Source organism: Chryseobacterium sp. FH2 (genome assembly GCF_001045455.1).
GTDB lineage: Bacteria > Bacteroidota > Bacteroidia > Flavobacteriales > Weeksellaceae > Chryseobacterium.
Map to the genome: position 1 here is coordinate 80,533 of NZ_LFNE01000005.1, position 19,241 is coordinate 99,773.

The following is a 19,241-nucleotide window of genomic DNA, read 5'->3' on the forward strand; positions in this document are numbered from 1 at the left end:
ATTAAGGCTTATTCCTAAAAACTCAGCTCAGTAATTACGGGAAAATGGTCGGAAGGATATAATAAATTCTCCCTTCTGTCATTAATATGCCTGTGAGATTTTATTTTAAATCCTTTTACGAAAATATAATCAATCCTATCTTTTGAAATTTCATTCACATTGAAGGCCGTAAAAGTTCCTGTGGGACCGTAGTGTTTTGTTTCTGAATTATAGAAACTGTCTTTCAGGTTTTGAGAAAGAATCTTAATTGGCTCAGTATCATCCGTTAAATTAAAATCACCGGTTAATGTTACAGGTAAATTTTTAGGATTAATTTCTTTGATTTTCCTTAAAATTAAATCCGCAGATTTCACTCTTGCCACATTTCCTATATGGTCGAAGTGAAGATTCATTGCTAAAAATTCTTTTTTAGATTTTTTATCCTTGAAAACTGCATATGTACAAACTCTGTTGTAAGCTGCATCCCAACCTTTTGATGGTTTTTCAGGTGTTTCTGAAAGCCAGAATGTACCAGAATTTAATACCTGAAGCCTTGATATATCATAAAAAATTGCAGAAAATTCTCCTTTTTCTTTTCCGTCATCTCTACCAACTCCTACATAATCATAGTTCTTCAACCCATTTTTAATGTCTTTCATCTGCTCCGGAAGAGCTTCCTGCACACCAAAATAATCAGGATGATAATAACTTAACAAGTCTACTGCATCTTGCTTTCTCTGCGTCCAGGCATTTTCTTTATCTGACTCTACCTGAAGCCTGATATTAAAGCTCATCACTTTAAGGTCCTGGGAAAAACCCAATGCAAAAAGCATCAGGAATACGATTGAATATCTGAAATTCATAACCATATAATTTTAATTAATAAAGGAACAAAAATAAAACTTCTCCCGAAGAGAGAAGCTTTAAATGTATGATTATTATATTAAATTTAAATAAGCAATATGAACTCACCACCTATATAACAAATAACTTTTATCAGTTTGATTTTTTAGCCTTAATCATAGCTTCCAAAGCGTCCCACATTTCCTGTGGAATATCTTCCAGCATATTAAATTCGCCTGCTCCTTGTAACCATTCACCACCGTCAATTGTCACAACTTCACCGTTCATATATGCTGAATAATCCGAAACCAGATAAGCAGCAAGGTTAGCCAGTTCCTGATGCTCTCCTACTCTTCTCAACGGAACTTTTTTTCTCATATCAAATTTTTCCTGTAAATCTCCCGGAAGCAATCTGTCCCAGGCGCCCTTTGTAGGAAATGGTCCCGGAGCAATAGCATTAAAACGAATTCCATATTTTGCCCATTCAACCGCCAACGACCTTGTCATTGCCAAAACTCCTGCTTTTGCACAAGCCGATGGAACAACGTAAGCCGAACCTGTCCAAGCGTAAGTTGTTACAATATTTAAAACAGTTCCTGAAGTTTTTGAATCAATCCAATGTTTTCCGATGGAAAGCGTACAGTTTTTTGTTCCTTTTAAAACGATATCCAAAATAGAGTCAAAAGCAGAATGCGTCAATCTTTCTGTCGGAGAGATAAAGTTCCCTGCGGCATTATTTAATAAAATATCAATTTTTCCGAATTCTTTTAATGTTGCTTCTTTCATTACTTCAACTTCCTCCCAATTTCTCACATCACACGCAACGCAAAGAATTTTTCCGCCCGTTTCTGCTTCTAATTCCTTTGCAGTCCCCTGCAATTTCTCCAGATTTCGGGAAGTGATTACCACTTTTGCACCCAATTGAAGGAAATATTTAGTCATTGCTTTTCCAAGACCGCTCCCGCCACCTGTAACGATGGCAACTTTATCTTTCAGCGCATCTTCACGCAACATCGGTTGTGTATATAGATTCATACGTTTAATTTTTCTTAAAAATAATAAATATTGAACGGATTCTGTCTAAATTAAATTTATAAATAATGTCATAAATAATATTCTTTGATTTTTTAGTTAATTTTATCCTCTGAAAATATACTTATACATGAAAAGGTCAGGAACTTCTGTTTTTCTATTTCTTTTATTTTTTAGTTTACATTTTAAAGCTCAAAAATTCGAAAAATTAATTCAATACATTAATCCGTTAATCGGGACTGAAAAAATGGGACACACCTATCCCGGGGCAGCCACACCTTTCGGAGCAATTCAGTTAAGCCCGGAAACTGATACCATTTCTTACGAACTTAACGGAAAATACAACGGTGATGTTTATAAATATTGTGCTGGCTATCGATATGAAGACAAAACAATTGTAGGTTTCAGCTCTACACACTTCAGCGGAACCGGGCATTCTGATTTGGGAGATTTTTTGGTCATGCCCACTGTTGGAAAATTACAGTTGAATCCCGGAACTGCAGCAAATCCTGAAAACGGTTACAGAAGTAGATTTTCTCATCAAAATGAAAAAGCAGAAGCCGGCTATTATAAAGTAAAACTTGATGATGACAATATTTTGGCGGAATTAACGGCTACAACCAGAGTCGGGGTTCATCGCTACACTTTCCCGAAATCTGATCAAGCCCATATTATTTTGGATTTAATGGCAGGAATTTATAATTATGATGGGAAAAATATCTGGACTTACGTTCGCGTTGAAAACGGCAACACCATCACGGGGTATCGACAAACCAACGGTTGGGCAAGAACGAGAACAGTTTATTTCGCTATGAAATTTTCAAAACCATTTAAATCTTACGGGCAAAAAAGCTATGACGGGAAGCAGGTTTACAATGGGTTTTGGAGAAAATTTGACCAGACGAGAAATTTCCCGGAAATCGCAGGAAAAAACCTGAAAATGTATTTTGATTTTGATACAAATGAAAATGAAGCGATTGAGGTTAAGCTGGCCATTTCACCTGTCAGCCAAACGAATGCGTTAGAAAATTTGGAAAAAGAAATCGGAAATTTATCTTTTGACCAAGTTAAAGCGCAAACACAGGAAAATTGGAATAAAGAATTAAATAAAATTATTATTAAAGGTTCTGAAACAGAAAAGGTGAATTTTTATACGGCAATGTATCACACTTTTATCAATCCGACCACTTATATGGATGTTAACGGAGAGTATAAAGGTTTAGACCAAAACATCCACAAAGCAGAAGATTTTACAAATTATACAACATTCTCCATTTGGGATACATACCGTGCGCTTCACCCATTCTTTAACATTATTCAACCAAAAAGAAACGGTGATATGGTTAAATCGATGATGGCACATTACAATCAGTTTTCGATGAAAATGTTACCGATTTGGTCACATTATGCAAATGATAATTGGTGTATGAGCGGTTATCACAGTGTGAGTGTGGTTGCTGATGCTATTATTAAAGGAAATTATAACGGCGGCAATGCCAAAGAAGCCCTGAAAGCCTGTGTAGAAACAGCCAGCAAAAGAGATTACGAAGGAATTGGTCAATATATAGATTTAGGGTACGTTCCTGCCGAAAAGAATGGAACTTCTGTTTCAAACACATTAGAATATGCTTATGATGACTGGGCGATTGCTCAATTAGCGAAATATTTGGGCGAAACGGAAATTTACAATCAGTTCATCAAACGTTCTGAAAACTGGAGAACTCAATTTGATAAAACGACAGGATTTATGCGTCCACGTTTAACTGATGGCAGTTTCAAAAAAGATTTTAATGCCTTGAGTACACACGGACAAGGTTTCATCGAAGGAAATTCCTGGAATTATAGTTTCTTCGTTCCACAAAATCCGGATGAACTAATCAAAATGATGGGTGGAAAGAAAAAATTCGCTGCAAAACTAGACGAATTATTCACAATGCATTTGCCTGACGAGTTTTTTGCAGATACAGAAGATATTACAAGAGAAGGAATTATCGGTGGATATGTTCACGGAAACGAACCGGCTCATCATGTTGCTTACCTATACAATTGGGCAGGGCAACCTTGGAAAACTCAGGCACAAATCAGAAGAATTTTAGAAATGCAATATAAAGCAACTCCCGATGGATTAGGCGGAAATGATGATGCGGGACAAATGAGTGCTTGGTATATTCTGAGTTCGCTTGGTTTTTATCCTGTTGCTCCAGGTTCGGAAGATTATGCAATCGGAAGTCCGGCAATTGACAATGCAGTTTTAAATTTAGAAAACGGTAAAACATTTGAAATTGAAGCCATCAATCAAAGTCCGAAGAATGTGTATGTTGAAAAAATTCTGTTAAATGGAAAGCAAATTAAAAACTTCATGTTGAAACATTCTGATATTATGAATGGTGGAAAATTGAGTTTTTATATGAGCCCTAAACCTAAAAAATAATTACCAAATTTTGGATAAAGAAAAAGACTGCTGTTTTGCAGTCTTTTTTTTATTTTTTAATAAATTGATTTTATCCAAAACTAAAAACATCTTCTCTGATATTTTGTTTATGGCTCTTTCCCCATTCGGAAAGCGATATTATAACAGGCTTTAAGGTTCTGCTATAATCCGTAGAAATATATTCTACTACAACAGGTGTTTGCTCGGCATGTACTACCCTTTTTACAAAGCCATTGAGCTCCAAATCCTTTAATTCATTTGACAAAACTCTTGCTGAAATCCCGGTAATGGTCCTTTGCAATTCATTAAACCGAACATTTCCGAATTCCTGCAAAACGATAATGATTTTCAGTTTCCATTTTCCTCCAATGACGTAGATGGCATCTTCTACAGCAGAAAGATTCTCACTACAAGCTCCTTTACAAGCAATTTCTTCAGTTCCGACCGGATTTTCCATAAAAAATGATTTTAAAACTAACCAAAAGGTTACTACTAACCTTTTGTTCACTACTTACTTTTGATAAGCAAATGTACATAATTTTGCTGAAGAAATTTTAATCATCAAAAAAATGAAAAACATACTTCACATTATTTCAAGTCCGAGAACAAACGGCTCGGCAAGCAGAACATTAGGAAATGCCATTGAAGAAAAATTGCAGGAAGCTTATCCGGAACATTCGATTACTACGTTGGATTTACTGAAAACTCCGTTTCCGCATTTGGGTGAAGAGCAGGTCGATTCTTGGTTTATCCCGGCAGAAAACAGAACTCCGGAACAGGACGAAGCGGTAAAACGTTCTGATGATGCAATTGCCCAATTGCAGGCGTCGGATATTATTGTTATCAGTGTCCCAATTTACAATTTTGGGATTCCGTCTGCTTTGAAAGCTTATATCGACCATATTGCGCGTGGCGGAATGACTTTTCGTTATTCGGAAAATGGTTTTGAAGGCTTGGTGAAAAACAAAAAAGCGTATATCGCAGTTGCAAGTGGTTCTGTTTTTTCCGAGGGAGACTACCAATCTTATGATTTCGTTGTGCCCTATTTGAAAAGTGTACTTGGTTTCATTGGCATTACAGATATCAGTGTTTTCCGTGCAGAAGGTTTGGGACTGCCACATCTTCAGGAAACAGCTTTGGAAAAAGGAATTGAAAGTATTGTAATTGCCTAATTAATTGTTAGATAATTCTCTCTCGCAGACTTTGCAGATGAATTAGAAAAAATCGGCTTTACCTGTTTAATCTGCGAGAGAGTAAAAACAAAAGACTGCTAATTTTGCAGTCTTTTTATTTATTCTTCAACTTCGAAAAGCAGGCGCTCCCCGAATTTTTCTTCACTGATTTTTCCATTTTCGTAAACCAGATTTCCATTGACAAAAGTGTGTGTTACTTTAGAATGAAAATTCATCCCTTCAAGCGGGCTCCAACCGCATTTGTAAAGGATATTTTCTTTTTTTACCGTCCAGTTTTCGCTTAAATCAACCAAAACCAAATCTGCTTTATAACCTTCTCTCACAAAGCCTCTCTTCTCAACTCTGAAAAGAATAGCAGGATTATGAGCCATTTTTTCAACGATTTTTTCTAAAGAAATTTTTCCATCGATATAATTTTCCAACATTACAACTAAAGAATGCTGCACCAATGGTGCTCCGGAAGGGCATTTTGTATAAATATTCTGTTTTTCTTCCCAAGTGTGAGGCGCGTGGTCAGTCGCTATTACATCGATTCTGTCATCCAACAGCGCTTCCCAAAGTCCGTCTTTATCTTTTTGAGTTTTTACGGCAGGATTCCACTTGATTAACCCTCCTTTTGTTTCGTAATCTTCATTCGTAAAAGTAAGATGATGAACACAAACTTCCGCCGTTATTTTTTTGTCTTTTAAAGGAATATCATTTCTAAAAAATTCTGTTTCCTTTGCTGTTGATAAATGGAAAACGTGAAGTCTCGCTCCTGTTTTTTGAGCCAGCTCAATTGCTTTGGAAGAAGATTTATAACAGGCTTCCTCGCTTCTTATCAGATGGTGGAATTTCACAGGGATATTTTCACCGTATTCATCTACATACTTTTGAGTATTTTCCCTTATTGTTGCTTCATCTTCGCAATGAACAGCAATTAACATTTTTGTATTGCTGAAAATGTTTTCCAGTGTCTCGGGATTGTCAACCAACATATTTCCTGTGGAAGAACCTAAAAATAATTTAATTCCGGGAACATTTCTTGGGTTTGTTTTTAATACCTCTTCCAAATTATCGTTGGTTCCTCCCATCATGAAGCCGTAATTCGCATAAGCTTTTTGAGAGGCAATCCCGTATTTATCCGCCAATAATTCCTGAGTTATGGCGTTTGGAACTGTATTCGGCTGGTCGATAAAACTTGTAACTCCACCGGCAATTGCAGCTCTTGACTCAGTTTCGATATCACCTTTGTGTGTCAAACCCGGTTCACGGAAATGTACCTGATCATCAATAACTCCCGGCAAAAGATATTTCCCCAAACCTTCTATAATTTGATCTGCTTCTTCAGAAATATTGGAATCTATTTTAGATATTACATCATTTTCAATTAAAATATCGCTTTCAAGGATTTGTCCTTCGTTGACGATTTTTACATTTTTGATTAAGGTCTTCATTTTTACTTAGAAATTAGATATTAGATATAAGAAGTTATATTTAAAATACCCCTTCTTATATTTTAAGTATAAAAGCAAAATTAAGGTTTATGAATGAATTTTAACCTTGCTGATAAAAAATCAATTTCTAAATATTTACATTTGCATAAAAAATTTCGATTTTGTATAAGAAACTATTAGGGCAAACCATCATCTACGGAGTAGGAGCTATAGCCCCAAGAATTATTTTATTCATTCTTAATCCACTTTTGATCTATAAAATCCCCAATGAAGGTTTTGCGATTTTCACACAACTTTACGCTTGGATTTCATTTGTTAATATTATACTTTCTTTTGGTTTTGAAACGGCATATTTTCGATTTTCTGCCGAAGAAGGTAATGAAAAGAAAACTTTCAACACTTCATTTTGGTTTTTGTTTTGTACCTCCACTGTTTTCCTGGCATTGTGCTATTTATTCAATCAACCAATAGCTGATTATGCAGGTTATCATGATAATCCTGAATACATTAAATGGTTTGCATTAATTGCCTTTTTTGACAATTTACTAGTTATTCCGTTTGCATGGCTACGTTTTCATAATAAGCCAATCAAATATTCAGCAGTGAGAATTGTTCAGGCTGTATTTCAGGCAGTTTTTACAGCAGCATTATTCTTTTGGATTCCGGAAAATATTTCAAAAAGCCTTGGTTTAGACCAAAATGTTGACTATCCGTTTTTCAGTAATCTAGCTGGAAGTGCCTTAGGTTTTTTATTATTATTTCCTATTATATTAAAGGTAAGGTTTCAGTTTATCACTTCTTTGTTCGGACGTATGATTAAGTATTCATTTCCGTTAATGTTAGCCGGTTTAGCCTTTATGGTGAATGAAAATTTTGACAAATCGATTCAAAGAAACCATATTTCAGACGAAGAAGCCGGTGCTTATGGAGGCTGTTACAAACTAGCTGTATTAATGACATTATTCGTTACGGCTTACAGAATGGGTATCGAGCCTTTCTTTTTTAAGCAAATGGACAAAGGTGACGCTAAAAAAACATATGCTAAAGTTGCCGAATATTTCGCATTCTTCGCATGTGCTGTAGCTTTGGGAATCATTGCTAATATTGCTTGGCTGAAAGACGTTTTTATTCCTAATAAATCTTACTGGATTGCAATAGATATCATCCCCATCATTGTAGTTGCCAATCTTTGCTTTGGTATATATTACAATTTTTCAACCTGGTACAAAGTAACAGACAGAACCAGTGTTGGAACTGTTATTTCTTGGCTTGGAGCAGGTATAAACATTGCGCTCAACCTTTTAGCATTAAATTACTATCATAGCATGATTGGTTCTGCGTGGGCAACCTTCGGAGCCTATGTTATTATGATGATTGTGTCTTACTTACTGGGGCAGAAATATTATCCTATACCCTATCGAATGAAGAAAATGTCTTTCTTCTTGATTTTACTTGGAATTTTCAGTTTTATCATTGTAAAATATCTACACTTTAATGTTCTGACAAGTAATTTATTATTCTTAATCTTCATTGGGATTTTAATGTATTCCGAGAAAGATATGCTTCTGTCAAGAATCAGAAAGAATTAATTTTGGTCTCCATTTTGCTAATAAACAAATTCTATTAAAAAAAGTTAACAAAGGCTTTAGATATCATAAATATTACCCACCGATGGGTTTTAATTATTACCTTTAACCTAAATTAAAACTAACTAAACAAAACATTCTTAATATAATTTATGAAAATTATTGTTCCTATGGCTGGACGTGGCTCCAGATTACGTCCCCATACATTGACTGTCCCTAAACCTCTTATTCCTATTGCGGGAAAGCCTATCGTACAGAGATTAGTTGAAGATATTGCTAAAGTGGCAGGGGAAGAAATTGAAGAAGTAGCTTTTATCATCGGAGATTTTGGTCCGGAGATTGAAAAATCCCTGATTCAGATTGCTGAAAAATTAGGAGCAAAAGGAAGCATATACTATCAAAACGATCCACTGGGTACAGCTCACGCTATCAAATGTGCTGAAGAATCTATGACCGGAAATGTTGTAATCGCTTTTGCCGACACCCTTTTCCGTGCTGATTTCCAATTAGATAAAAACTCTGATGGGGTAATCTGGGTAAAAAGCGTAGAAGATCCTTCTGCTTTTGGAGTCGTGAAATTAGACAATTACGGATTCATTACAGATTTTGTTGAAAAACCTACGACTTTTGTTTCAGACTTAGCAATTATTGGCATTTATTACTTCAACAGTGCTGAAAAGCTGATGGATGAAATCAATTATATTATGAATAATGATATCAAAAATGGCGGGGAATATCAATTAACCACAGCATTAGAAAATTTAAGGGCAAAAGGCGCAAAATTCAGTTTAGGAAAGGTAAATGACTGGATGGATTGCGGAAATAAAAACGCAACCGTAGAAACAAACAGCAAAATTTTAGCATACGAAACAGAAGAAATGTCTCAATATCCGGCTTCTGCAGTTATTGAAAACTCTTTGATCATTCAGCCATGCTTTATTGGTGAAAATGTAAAAATTTCAAACTCTAAAGTTGGTCCTGGGGTTTCTTTGGGAAATAATACAATAATTGTAAATTCAAATATCGAAAATTCCTTGATTCAGGAAAATACAACAATCAATCACGGAAACCTTTCTAATTCTATGATTGGTAATTCTGCTCAATATTTTGGCGTTGCAAGAGAAATTTCTTTAGGAGACTATTCAGTTTTAGATTTTCTGTCTAAATAAACAATTATTTTAATTTTAAATAATATATATTCAGACCACACAAAATGTATTTGTGTGGTTTGGCGTTAATATTGCAAAGTATTTTTTAATCGAAAAGATAAATACATGAAAAATTGGATATCCTTATTATTGTTACTTCTCGTTTTGTCCTCTTGTAAGACAAGAAATGCGGCAAAAAACACAAATGGTATTGTACAAGACAGTACCTCCATAGAAAATAATGATAATCCAAAAGATACAAATGAACCTGTAAGAGATAAGCTTACATTTTACGAGCACGTTCTTATTCCTCCAAAATTTGATCAAATAAAAATCAGCAGCAAAGTAAATGTGGAAACAGGAAGTTTTATACCAACATTAGATGCTACAATTTATATTGAAAATAATAAAAAAGTCTGGATGAACCTTCAGGCGCTCGTATTCAATGTGGCAAGAGGAATTGCGACTCCGGAAGGTGTAAAAGGTCAGGACAAAACAAGTAAAACTTATATTGATTCTGATTTTGATTATCTCAATAATTTATTGAATGTAAATTTTATCGATTATAAAGCTTTAGAGAAAATCTTAATAGGAAGAACCTTTGTTAAAATCAGCGACTCACAATTTACGCTTACCAAAAATGCTCAGGGTTATAAAATGACATCCAACGGTACTCAGAAGATCGAGACTGATGAAAAAAAGAGAGAGTACAAAATTACTTTGCAATATGATCAAAATTATGATTTATTAAATGTCAATTTAAAAGATATTTTATCTGCGGACGAATTGGAAATTTCTTATAGCAATTGGGATGAATATAACGGAATCCGACTTCCAAAAAATGTTAAAATAATTATAAAAGGCTCAAAAAGCAGCCAGATTTTACTGGAAAATACGAAATTTGACTTTTCGAGGATGGAAACACCTTATTCTGTACCATCTAGTTACAAGAAAATTGAGATTAAATGATTAAAAAATTTAGCTTTTTAATAGGTATTTTGTTGTTTGGACTGTACCAAGGCCAGCAGAAAAAAGAACAATTACAAAAACAAAATACCGAACTTAAAAAACAAATTGCCCAAATAAATAATGATTTAGCTAAGACAAGAAGCGAATCTAAACTTTCGATCGCCTATCTTACCAGCGTAAATAAAAAATTAGCATTAAGAGAAAAGGTCTATAACAATACCCAAAAGGAAAAGAAACTCATTGAAGATGAAATATATCTTCGTCAGTTAGAAATCAACCGGCAAAACAGGGAATTAGCAATTCTCAGAAAAAATTATGCCGAGGTTTTAGTAAACGCTTATAAAAATAAAGGAGTACAAAATAAAGTAACCTTCATTCTTTCTGCCAAAAATATGGGAGAAGCAATTAGAAGGATACAATACTTAAAGCAATACGCTGATTATCAGGATAAAAAAGCTGCCGAAATTTCAAATGCAGCAGCACAGATTAAAAAATCAATTGCTCAAAAACAAAATTCTGCAAGAGAAAAAGCAAATCTTCTGGTAAACCAGCAAAAAGATTTAGCTACTATTAACGTTGAAAAGGCTCAGAAAGAGCAATTGGTCTCTGATTTCAAGAAAAACGAATCTAAATTGACCGCAGAGCTTAAACAAAAACAAACTCAGTCTAAAGCATTAGAAGGACAAATCAGAACCATTATTGCAGAAGAAATCAGAATTGCAAAAGCGGAAGAAGAGGCCAGAAAGAAGGCTGAAGCTGAAAAAATCCGGCTGGCAAAATTAGCTGCCGAAAGAGAAAAAGCAAGGATTGAAACTGAAGCAAAAGCAAGAGCTGAAGCATTGGAAAAAGAAAGATTATTAGCCGAAGCTGAAGCAAAAAAAGCTGCCGATCTTGCAGCAAAAAGAGCCGAAGAAGAAAGAAAACGTACAGAAGAAGCTGCAAGGGCAGAATCTAACGCCAGAGACGAAGCACGAAAAGTAGCAGCTAAAAAGGCCTCTGACGAAGCTAATGTAAGAGCAAAGGAAGCCGCTGATAAATTAACTGCAGCGAGAGCCGCCGAAGCAGCATTGAACAAGAGAAAAGAAGAGGACAAAAAAGCTGCCGAATCTAAAGCAATGACAAACTATGGAGTAACGACAGTAGCCGGCAGTAATTTTGCAGATAACAGAGGCAGATTGGGATATCCTGCTGATAGAGTGGGACAAATCACCCACCGCTTTGGAAGACAGCCTCACCCGGTTTTCAAAAATATCTACGAAGAAAATAACGGTATAAAAATATCTGTCCCTTCGGGCACACGTGCAAAGTCTGTATTTCCGGGAACCGTATCTTCAGTCATAGCTAGTAGTGACGGAACTAAAACCGTGATGCTAAAGCATGGCAATTATTTCACTATTTACTCAAACTTAGGAAGTGCGAGCGTTTCTAAAGGCCAGCAAGTTTCAGCGGGCACTATTCTCGGGACTGTCGGCCAGGATTTTGACGGTTCTTATACACTTGATTTTCAGGTATGGAACGGAAGTACACCTGTTGATCCATTAGGCTGGGTTTCTTATTAAAAAAAGGACTAACTTTGTAAAAAAGATTTAAGTAATGAATACATTAACAATACTTGCCTTATCTTGGCAGCATATCCTAATCGTAGCAATACTTCTTGTATTACTTTTCGGAGGTAAAAAAATTCCGGAACTAATGAGAGGTGTAGGTTCAGGTATTAAAGAATTTAAAGATGCCGTAAAAGAAGAAGATAAACCTGGTTCTGAAAATAAAAAGTCTTCAACTGATAATAATCCTTCTAGCAACTAAAAATTCTTAAAATATCTCAATGAATTTTACAGAGACTGCATGGAAAGTCTTCAATCAATCTATTGAAGACTATCACCTGTCTGATGACGTTAACACTCTAATTAATAACCCGTTCGAAAAAGATAGTTTGGAACGGATTTTGTATGCAAAGAACTGGATTGATACCGTTCAATGGCATTTGGAAGATATAATTAGAGATGAGAATATAGATCCTACTGATGCTCTTGCATTAAAGAGAACGATAGATGCATCTAATCAGAAAAGAACTGATTTAGTGGAATTTATTGACAGTTGGTTCCTTGAAAAATATAAAAATATCACTCCTAAATCTGACGCAAAGATAAATACCGAAACACCTGCATGGGCTGTAGATAGATTATCAATACTTGCTTTAAAGGTTTATCACATGTCATTAGAAGCAAACAGGGACTCTGCTTCTGAAGAACACCGTCTAAGCTGTCAGGCTAAGCTCGATGTACTTCTTATGCAAAAAGAGGATCTATCAACTTCTATTAATCAGTTGCTTACTGATATTGAGAACGGTGACGTTAAGATGAAAGTTTACAAACAGATGAAAATGTATAACGATGAAAGTCTTAACCCAATCCTTTATCAAAAGGGGCAAAAATGAAACGACTATTTTTTTTCGGAATAATACTGATAATCACATCTTCTTGTGCTACGGAAAAATTAAATTTTTCTCCGCTATCCAATAGTTTTTATAGTGAGTCAAAAGGAGATACAGATAAAAAAGGACTAAAAAAAAGCATTGAAATCAATATCAAAGAAAATGTAAATGCTTCAGAAATATCCAATTTGATATCTACTTTTCCGCGATTTAAAAATATAGATGTAAACGAACAAGTCACCGAACTAAAATACAGCCTTCAAAACTATCTTTACGCAATCGATGCCGGTAATATTTCTGGAAAAGACAGAGCCATTAAAAGCTTTGAAAAGTCTTACAAGAAAATTCAGAAAATAAGACAGCATCTTAGTCAGGATGATGATGAAGTTCTTAACAGATATTTGGTACGATTAAAAACCAATATTAATGTTATCGAAGATTCTTTAAAAGGAAATTAAAAACTAATTTAGGACTAATTAATGATTAAAATTCAGGCGGAAGCCAATGTTCCTACAGAACATGGTTCTTTCCGAATGATTGCTTTCTCCGAAAACGAAAATGATTGGATGCCTCACATGGCAATTATCGCTGAAAATACAGACTTTTCTAAACCTGTAAATGTGCGTTTCCATTCTGAATGTATTACGGGAGAGGTTTTCCATTCAAAAAAATGTGAATGCGGGCAACAATTAGATGCCGCAATGAAATATACCCACGAAAACGGGGGAATTATTATCTACCTCCGCCAGGAAGGGAGAAATATTGGGATAATCAATAAGCTTAAAGCTTACTCATTACAGGAAAAGGGATTTGATACGGTAGAAGCTAATTTAAAATTAGGGCTTCCTGCTGATGACAGAAACTTTGGGATAGCAATTGAGATTTTAAATATTTTAAACGTAAAAGACATTAACCTGCTTACCAATAACCCCGAAAAGGTAAAGTATGTGACCGAAAGCAATATTCATTTAAACTCAAGAATACCTCTACAAATTCCTGCAAACGAAATTAGTAAAGGATATTTACAAACAAAGAAAGATTATTTTGGTCATTTACTAGATGACAACGATAATTAAAAAATAAAACAAAGACAAAATCCCTTGAAAATTAATTTTCAAGGGATTTTTAATTATAAAAAACTGAAAAGATATATTCTTAATTAATTTGCTTTTGTAACAGGTACTTTTGAATCATCTAATCCATAATACTTGATTACAGCGTTATAGTCATTTGTATCGACAGTGTTAGTATTTTTTCCTGCACTTGCTGGAACTAATACAATTCTAAATATTTGATTGTTTAAATATGTGCCTGCTTCAGCACTGGAAAGTGTACTAGGATCGATACCATCAACGTAAATTTCTACCTGTTGAGAATTGAAAAGAAAATTATAATCTAATTCTCTCCCTCCAGATAGATAATAAGTTTTAGGGATAAGTTGCCAACCGTTATTTTGTGCTACATCTCTTCTGTAAACCAAAACTACATCCGTACTATTAATACTAAGAGGTTCAACATATCCGTAGTTATTCGAGCTATTTAAAGTCACATTTACATCTCTCATTTTAGAATAGGTATTACCATCTGCAACTACATTATCATCGTTATCACAGCTATATATGAATAAGCTCACAAAAGCCAGAAGTAAAATTGGAAGAAATTTTTTCATTTTTATAAAAGTTAAGTTATTATTTATAATCCATATTCAAATCATATACCAAAAATCACAAAAACCTTGTTTTCATCATTTTTTTAATCGTATTTTTGTTCATATTCAAAAAATCATGAAGAAATTAGTTTATACTTCACTCTTTATATTAATATGTATAAGTTCAAAAATCACAGCCCAATATCAGCCTAAAAATATTTCGAAAGAAGATTTGAAAAAGGCCAATCAATGGGTTGATAAAACATATAAATCTCTTTCACAAGACGAAAAACTGGGACAGCTTTTCATCGTTGCGCTTTATACTAACAAAGGTGAAAACGAAATTTCTAACGTAAGAAAAATTGTTGAAAATGATAAGATTGGCGGATTGATTTTAATGCAGGATGACGCAGCAAGAGAAATTAGCTTGGTGAATGAATTTCAGCAAAAATCAAAAATCCCTTTAATGATTGGGATGGATGCAGAATGGGGATTGTTCCAAAGAATAGCAACAGCATATAAATTTCCCTGGGCAATGACTTTGGGTGCAATTCAGGATAAAAAATTAATCGAACAGATGGCTGCCAAAATTGCTGAAGATTGCCAAAGAATGGGAATTAATTGGGATTTTGCACCAGTTGTTGATGTAAATACCAATCCGGACAATCCAATTATCGGGAACAGAAGTTTCGGTTCTGAAGTAAATAATGTAATTACTTCTGCTTTGGCTTATTCAAACGGCCTTCAGGGTAATAATATTCTTGCAGCAATTAAACATTTTCCAGGACACGGCGACACCAATACAGATTCACATCTTGATCTGCCTGTTGTTTCTCATAATTCAGAAAGATTAAACAATATCGAACTCGCACCTTTCAAAGCGTTGATGGATAAGGGAATTGGCGGCGTTATGGTTGCACATTTATACGTTCCGGCTTTAGAATCAGGAAAAGGAATTCCGGCTTCGGTTTCTAAAAATATTATCACAGGCTTATTGAAAGAAAAATTAGGTTACAAAGGACTAATTATCACCGATGCTCTAAATATGGGCGCTGTAGCCAACAAATACAATCCCGGAGAACTCGATGCGATGGCTTTTAAAGCTGGAAATGATATCATGCTATTCTCTCAAGGTGTTGCAAGCGGTAAAAGATTAATCCAAAAAGCAATTGACAACGGAGAAATTTCACAATCAAGAGTTGAAGAAAGTGTTAAAAAAATCCTTTTAACAAAATATTTTTTAGGCTTAGACAAATATTCACCGAAAAATCCTGAAAACATTAATTCAGATTTAAATAATGATTCTCATAAAGTTTTGGTTCAGAATTTATATTCAAATGCTTTGACTTTATTAAAAGATGATAAAAAATTACTTCCATTAAACGGAAAACAAGTGTACTATGTCCCTCTGGAAGAAGCACCTTATCAGACTTTTGTAAATCAATTAGGCCCCAATATAATTATTAAAAAAGCAAATGAAACCATTACAATCCCGGCAAATTCTACGGTAATTGTAGGTTTACATAAAGATAATTCTACGGCTTATAAGCCTTATAAAATTTCAGATACTTCAAAAAAAGTTTTAGCTGATTTAACCAAGAATCAAAATATTATTCTAAATGTTTTCGGAAGCGCCTATGCTTTGAAAGACATTGATATTTCAAAAATTTCAACGGTTTTGGTCTCTTATGAAAACAACGATGATTCGATGACCGCAACAGCCGGTGCATTAAATGGAAGAACAAAAATCTGGGGCAGGCTTCCTGTTTTAGTTAACGATAATTTAAAAGCGGGCATGGGAATAGATTTGAACCCGGTAACTGCTTCTGCAAATGTGAATTCAACAGTATTTACAACATCAAAACAACAATAAACTAATGAAAATAGGCATACTTTGCTATCCAACATACGGAGGAAGCGGAATCGTGGCAACAGAACTGGGAATGTCCCTTGCCAACAAAGGCTATGAGGTACATTTCATAAGCTCTGCCCTTCCTGCAAGACTTGACATCACGAATCCTAATATTTTTTTCCACAGAGTGAATGTCCAGACCTATCCGCTTTTTCAGTATCAGCCTTATGATATTGCGTTGAGCTCGATGATTTACCGAGTGGTCAATCTCTACAAATTAGATTTGCTTCATGCACATTATGCTATACCTTATGCGTATGCTGCTTTCACGGCAAAACAAATGTTAAAGGAAGACAATAACGATATTCCTTTGGTAACAACGCTTCACGGAACAGATATTACATTGGTTGGGCAGCATCCAAGTTATAAACATGCAGTAGAGTTTTCTATTAATCAATCAGATGCAATCACTTCTGTTTCTGAAAGTTTAAAAAGAGATACCCTGCAATTTTTCAAGATTAAAAAAGACATTCAGGTCATTACCAATTTCATCGACAATTCTGAATTTGATGAATGCAATGAGTGCCAAAGAACACAGTTTGCAAATCCTGACGAGAAAATTCTGATCCACGTTTCAAATTTGCGGCCTGTAAAACGTGTCGATGAAGTCTTACAAATCTTTAGGAATGTACAAAAAAAGGTGAAATCAAAATTAATTATCATCGGTGAAGGTCCTGATATGGAGAAGGTCAACCAGTTTCTGGAAGAAAACCCTGATTTGATTTCTAAAATCCGCCTTCTTGGAAAGGTTAATGATTTATACAGGATTCTTCAACTTTCTGATGTGTTTTTACTTCCTTCCGAACAGGAAAGTTTTGGTTTGGCAGCTTTAGAAGCAATGGCAGCCAACACACCGGTGATCAGCTCGAATGCAGGCGGAATCCCGGAAGTAAATATCCAGGGCGAAACAGGATTTTTGGCAGAAATCGGGAATGTGGAAGCCATGAGTAACTATACCATCAAATTGCTGAGCAATGACGAACTTTTAACCAAAATGAAAGTAAATGCGAAAGAACAGGCAATAAAATTCGATTTGAAAAACATTCTTCCTATATATGAAGAAATGTATAGAACAACCATCGAAAATTTTAAAAAAGAGTTGACAAAAGTATAATATATCTATTATCTTTGTGTCACACTCATGACGGAAAAACTGCTTCAATATCTTTGGAACTTTAAGGTTTTCAAACATTTTGACTTCAAGGATATTGAAGGGAATTCCGTTGAAATATTAAATTCCGGTACATGGAATACAGACGCCGGTCCGGATTTCTTAGCGGCAAAAATTAAGATCAATAATATTATTTTCGCCGGAAATATAGAACTTCATGTAAAATCCTCCGACTGGATTTTTCATAATCATTCTCAAAATCCCAATTATCAAAATATCATTCTTCATGCCGTTTTTCAAGATGATATAGAAGTGGATGAGCTTAAAAATAAAAATATTCCGACTCTGGAATTGAAAAGCTATATTGATGAAAATGTTCTTTGGAAATACGACAAACTGGTTAGCGGAAATCAATTTATTCCATGTGAAAATATTTTGAAATCAACTCAAATCCCCATCAATTTTCATGAAGAAAATATTTTCAAAAAACTGGAGGAAAAATCTTCGGAATTCGAGAAAAATTTAGAGCAATTTAAAAATAATTTTGAAGCGGTTTTGTTTCACAGCCTTGCTTATTCTTTTGGATTAAAAGTGAATGCTTTTGTTTTCAAACAAATTGCAGAAAGCATTGATTTTAGTGTTATCAACAAAATCCGGCAAAATGAAACTCAACTAGAAGCATTATTATTCGGAATTTCAGGCTGGCTGGAAAATCCGGAAGAAGAACCAATGAAAATCTGGAAACGTGAGTTTGATTTTATTAAAGCTAAATTCAACATTTCCGATTTAAAATTTCGTCCAAAGTTTTTGAGGTTAAGACCACCCAATTTTCCGACAGTTCGTTTATCCCAGCTGGCCAATCTTTATCATCAGCATCAAAATTTATTTTCAAAAATTATTCATGTTAAAAATACAGATGAATTATTTGAAATTTTCAAAAATGTAAAAGCTTCGGAATATTGGGACAATCATTACAATTTTGGAAAGATTTCAAAAGCTAAGCAACCTAAATTTTTAAGTAAAGAGTTTATTGATTTACTAATTTTAAACACTATTTTACCTTTAAAATATACTTATCATAAATATCATAATGAAGAAATTACAGACGAAGTTTTAAGTTTTTATCAAAATATCGCTGCAGAAAAAAATTCAATTATTGATGATTGGAAAAAATTGGGTTTGAAATGTAAAACTGCCTTAGAAAGCCAGAGTTTGATTTATCACTTTAAAAATTCATGCGAAGAAAAAAATTGCTTAAATTGCAGTATCGGATTTAAACTTTTAAAAGAATCTTCACATGTTTGATAATATTCGCCACAAAATGGAAAGAGAATGGTTTGGTGTTTTGACCAGAATGGGCGCAAAACTGGGAATTCCTGTGTCTAAGCTGAGAATTTTTTTCATTTACTCTACTTTTGCAACGGCAGGTTTTTTCTTCCTGATCTATTTAGGATTGGCATTTATTCTTTGGATTAAAGATATTTTCATTACAAGAAGACCGAGCGTTTTTGATTTATAA

Annotated in this window: 19 protein-coding genes; 14 read left to right on the forward strand and 5 right to left on the reverse strand. The window is 34.4% G+C overall.

The genetic code is table 11. The features are described 5' to 3' along the window. Positions 1 to 14: 14 nt before the first annotated feature. Together ACM39_RS09395 and ACM39_RS09400 are read right to left on the reverse strand one after the other, a co-directional pair. Positions 15 to 842, reverse strand: coding sequence for an endonuclease/exonuclease/phosphatase family protein (locus ACM39_RS09395; protein WP_048510996.1), 828 nt, complete (start codon positions 840 to 842; stop codon positions 15 to 17). Positions 843 to 975: 133 nt separating this feature from the next. After that, positions 976 to 1,857 (reverse strand): SDR family oxidoreductase, encoded by an 882-nt coding sequence (locus ACM39_RS09400; RefSeq protein WP_048510792.1) that lies wholly within the window; start codon positions 1,855 to 1,857, stop codon positions 976 to 978. 127 nt (positions 1,858 to 1,984) lie between these two features. Between ACM39_RS09400 and ACM39_RS09405 the strand changes: the two genes are divergently transcribed. Further along, positions 1,985 to 4,285, forward strand: a complete 2,301-nt coding sequence (locus tag ACM39_RS09405) for a GH92 family glycosyl hydrolase (RefSeq protein WP_082140562.1) — start codon at positions 1,985 to 1,987, stop codon at positions 4,283 to 4,285. Between the two features lie 70 nt (positions 4,286 to 4,355). On the opposite strand, the gene ACM39_RS09410 is transcribed toward ACM39_RS09405, so the two are convergent. Then, positions 4,356 to 4,742: a winged helix-turn-helix transcriptional regulator gene (locus tag ACM39_RS09410; protein ID WP_048510793.1), complete on the reverse strand. Its 387-nt coding sequence runs from the start codon at positions 4,740 to 4,742 to the stop codon at positions 4,356 to 4,358. A gap of 112 nt (positions 4,743 to 4,854) precedes the next feature. Between ACM39_RS09410 and ACM39_RS09415 the strand changes: the two genes are divergently transcribed. Beyond that, a complete protein-coding gene (locus ACM39_RS09415) occupies positions 4,855 to 5,457 on the forward strand; it encodes an FMN-dependent NADH-azoreductase (RefSeq protein ID WP_048510794.1) in 603 nt (200 codons plus the stop codon). 119 nt (positions 5,458 to 5,576) lie between these two features. Here the strand turns inward: ACM39_RS09415 and ACM39_RS09420 are convergent, their stop codons facing one another. Further along, positions 5,577 to 6,914, reverse strand: a complete 1,338-nt coding sequence (locus ACM39_RS09420) for a dihydroorotase (RefSeq protein WP_048510795.1) — start codon at positions 6,912 to 6,914, stop codon at positions 5,577 to 5,579. A 161-nt stretch (positions 6,915 to 7,075) separates the two neighbouring features. On the opposite strand from ACM39_RS09420, the gene ACM39_RS09425 reads away from it, so the two are divergent. From ACM39_RS09425 to ribA, 8 genes are all read left to right on the forward strand, one after another. Then, complete coding sequence (locus tag ACM39_RS09425; protein ID WP_048510796.1) at positions 7,076 to 8,503, forward strand: oligosaccharide flippase family protein; 1,428 nt, start codon at positions 7,076 to 7,078, stop codon at positions 8,501 to 8,503. Between the two features lie 149 nt (positions 8,504 to 8,652). After that, entirely contained in the window at positions 8,653 to 9,669 is a 1,017-nt protein-coding gene (locus ACM39_RS09430) for a sugar phosphate nucleotidyltransferase (RefSeq protein ID WP_048510797.1), read from the forward strand. A 105-nt stretch (positions 9,670 to 9,774) separates the two neighbouring features. Then, entirely contained in the window at positions 9,775 to 10,617 is an 843-nt protein-coding gene (locus tag ACM39_RS09435; protein WP_048510798.1) for a DUF4292 domain-containing protein, read from the forward strand. Then, on the forward strand, positions 10,614 to 12,176 hold the full coding sequence (locus ACM39_RS09440) for a murein hydrolase activator EnvC family protein (RefSeq protein ID WP_048510799.1): 1,563 nt from the start codon (positions 10,614 to 10,616) through the stop codon (positions 12,174 to 12,176). Before ACM39_RS09435 ends, ACM39_RS09440 begins: the two co-directional genes overlap by 4 nt. Before the next feature lie 34 nt (positions 12,177 to 12,210). Beyond that, positions 12,211 to 12,423 (forward strand): twin-arginine translocase TatA/TatE family subunit, encoded by a 213-nt coding sequence (locus ACM39_RS09445; RefSeq protein ID WP_048510800.1) that lies wholly within the window; start codon positions 12,211 to 12,213, stop codon positions 12,421 to 12,423. A 19-nt stretch (positions 12,424 to 12,442) separates the two neighbouring features. Continuing rightward, on the forward strand, positions 12,443 to 13,054 hold the full coding sequence (locus tag ACM39_RS09450) for a DUF4254 domain-containing protein (protein ID WP_048510801.1): 612 nt from the start codon (positions 12,443 to 12,445) through the stop codon (positions 13,052 to 13,054). After that, complete coding sequence (locus ACM39_RS09455; RefSeq protein WP_048510802.1) at positions 13,051 to 13,509, forward strand: hypothetical protein; 459 nt, start codon at positions 13,051 to 13,053, stop codon at positions 13,507 to 13,509. Before ACM39_RS09450 ends, ACM39_RS09455 begins: the two co-directional genes overlap by 4 nt. 21 nt (positions 13,510 to 13,530) lie before the next feature. After that, positions 13,531 to 14,127 carry a GTP cyclohydrolase II gene (gene ribA / locus ACM39_RS09460; RefSeq protein ID WP_053073316.1) on the forward strand — a complete coding sequence of 199 codons (597 nt, stop codon included), beginning with the start codon at positions 13,531 to 13,533 and terminating at the stop codon, positions 14,125 to 14,127. Positions 14,128 to 14,210: 83 nt separating this feature from the next. Here ribA and ACM39_RS09465 read toward each other — a convergent pair whose 3' ends face one another. Beyond that, positions 14,211 to 14,720, reverse strand: coding sequence for a hypothetical protein (locus ACM39_RS09465; protein WP_048510803.1), 510 nt, complete (start codon positions 14,718 to 14,720; stop codon positions 14,211 to 14,213). A gap of 115 nt (positions 14,721 to 14,835) precedes the next feature. On the opposite strand from ACM39_RS09465, the gene ACM39_RS09470 reads away from it, so the two are divergent. The 4 genes from ACM39_RS09470 to ACM39_RS09485 are packed head-to-tail and all read left to right on the forward strand — an operon-like array spanning position 14,836 to position 19,241. Further along, positions 14,836 to 16,572 carry a glycoside hydrolase family 3 protein gene (locus tag ACM39_RS09470; protein ID WP_048510804.1) on the forward strand — a complete coding sequence of 579 codons (1,737 nt, stop codon included), beginning with the start codon at positions 14,836 to 14,838 and terminating at the stop codon, positions 16,570 to 16,572. 4 nt (positions 16,573 to 16,576) lie between these two features. After that, positions 16,577 to 17,725 (forward strand): N-acetyl-alpha-D-glucosaminyl L-malate synthase BshA, encoded by a 1,149-nt coding sequence (gene bshA, locus ACM39_RS09475; protein WP_048510805.1) that lies wholly within the window; start codon positions 16,577 to 16,579, stop codon positions 17,723 to 17,725. A gap of 27 nt (positions 17,726 to 17,752) precedes the next feature. Next, a complete protein-coding gene (locus ACM39_RS09480) occupies positions 17,753 to 19,027 on the forward strand; it encodes a DUF2851 family protein (protein WP_048510806.1) in 1,275 nt (424 codons plus the stop codon). Next, entirely contained in the window at positions 19,020 to 19,241 is a 222-nt protein-coding gene (locus ACM39_RS09485) for a PspC family transcriptional regulator (protein ID WP_048510807.1), read from the forward strand. Before ACM39_RS09480 ends, ACM39_RS09485 begins: the two co-directional genes overlap by 8 nt.